The sequence below is a fragment of the Quadrisphaera sp. DVD1 genome (assembly GCF_058932755.1).
Genome location: NZ_JBZYWI010000258.1, coordinates 1 through 1,734 on the forward strand (window position 1 = coordinate 1; position 1,734 = coordinate 1,734).

1 protein-coding gene and 1 pseudogene are annotated in these 1,734 nt (G+C 78.9%); both read right to left on the reverse strand.

The genetic code is table 11. From position 1 onward, the window contains the following. Positions 1 to 710: DUF4397 domain-containing protein (locus AC5FZL_RS16645; RefSeq protein ID WP_493619988.1), on the reverse strand; the 710-nt coding region annotated here is incomplete at its 3' end. Between the two features lie 172 nt (positions 711 to 882). After that, positions 883 to 1,734 (reverse strand): annotated as a pseudogene (locus AC5FZL_RS16650) (hypothetical protein); the annotation flags it as partial.

Below are 1,734 nucleotides of genomic sequence, written 5' to 3' on the forward strand. Positions count from 1 at the left end.
GCGCCGGTCGCGTCGGTGACCGCGCGCACGGTCAGGCCGCCGTCGCCGTCATCGAGGACGAGCACGGTCGAGACGCTGCCGCTGGCCAGCGCCACGTCGGCCGTGGCGGTGCGCCCGCCGGTCGACACGCGCAGCGAGACGGCTCCCGCCGGCACCTGCACGTAGGCGGTCGGCTCGGAGAACGCGGCACCGCGGGCGATCTGGGCGCCGCCGGCGACGGTGACGTCCGTGGTGGCTCCCGGCACGGCCGCGGGGATGACGCGCAGCTTGGCCTGGCCCGTCGCGGGAGCGGCCAGGTCGTCGGTGACGGCGGTCAGGCGCGGAGCGCCCGCGTCGCCCAGGCCGGTCACGGTGTAGGCCTGCCCGGCCATGGCCTCGAGGGTGCCGGTGAGCACCGGGGCGCTGCTGCTGGGCGCGCCGGCCGGGCGCACCGCGACGGAGTAGTAGCCGACGGGCAGCGGCTGGTAGTCGCTGAGCGCGCCGTAGGTGGCCTCGGGCGCCAGCACCATCGGCTGGGTGCTGCCGTCGTAGGCGGTGAGGGTCGCCGACATGGTCATGCCGCCGAGACCGGCCACGAAGTGCCCGACCCGGATGTACGCCGTTCCGGCGTCGGGAGCGGCGGTGGCCGTGGTGGTCGGCAGGAGCACCAGGAGGGCTGCGGCCAGCAGCGCCCCGAGCGTCCCGGTGGCGGAGCGTCGCGGACTGGTCATGTCTTCCCCTCGGATGACCGGGGACGTGGCCGGGAGTCCGGTCCGTCCGCTCTCGGTCGGTTCGTGTGCGTCTGCGGCCACGCTAGGTGACGATGGCCCGCGGCGTGGCGCCTTGCCTCCGCCGCCCCGCTCGGGTAGCGGCGTGTCGCGCGACGCGCCGACGCCGGAGCGCTCACGGCGCCTCCGGCAGCTCGAGGACGAGCACGAGGAGCGCGCCGTCCTGCTGCACCTCGGCCGTGGCGCGGAAGGCGTCCGTCTGGGCCGCGAGCTCGGCGCGCAGGGCCTCCACGGCGGCGCTGCGCTCGGCCACCGGGGCGCCGTCGAGCCGGTCGAGGACGGCGGTGCGCCGCGGCTCGCCCTCCGGGGCGCCGGGGGCGGCGGGCAGGTCGGTGACCGACAGGTCGCGCTCGCTGGCCAGGTGGGCGAGCAGGGCGACCAGCCGGGCGTCCACCGGCGTCGAGGCCAGCACCGCGCGGGCGGGCCCGGTGAGCTCGACGGAGGGGTTCGCCGCCAGGGCGCGCACGGCGGCGGGCGGGGCGGCTCCCGACCCGGCGTCCGAGGGCGGGGGAGCGGTCGAGGTCGACGGCTCCTGAGCAGGCGGCTCGGGGGCGGACGGCGAGGGGGTCGCCGGCGCCGCGGGGGCTGTCGACGTCGCTGCCGGCTCCTCCTCGTCGGCCCCCGGCGCGGGGGAGGCGGTCAGCCGGCGCACCTCGACGCGGTCCTCGCCGCTGCCGAAGACCCGCACCGGGCGGGAGGAGTCCAGCGCCTGGCGCGCCCAGCTGCCCGGCGTGGCCATCGCCCGCACCGCGTCCGTGCTCACCAGCCACTGCGGCGAGGCGCCGTCCCCCTCGTCGCCGGCGCCGTCCGCGGCGAGGGGGACCAGCTCCCGCTCGGGCGTCCCCTCGGCGGCCAGGCGCGCGTAGAGGTCGGGGTCGACGGCCACCCGGGCGTCGCCGGGCAGCTCCTCGCTCACCCAGTCGGCGGCGGAGGTGGTCGGCGACCCGCTGGGCGGCAGCCGGCGCAG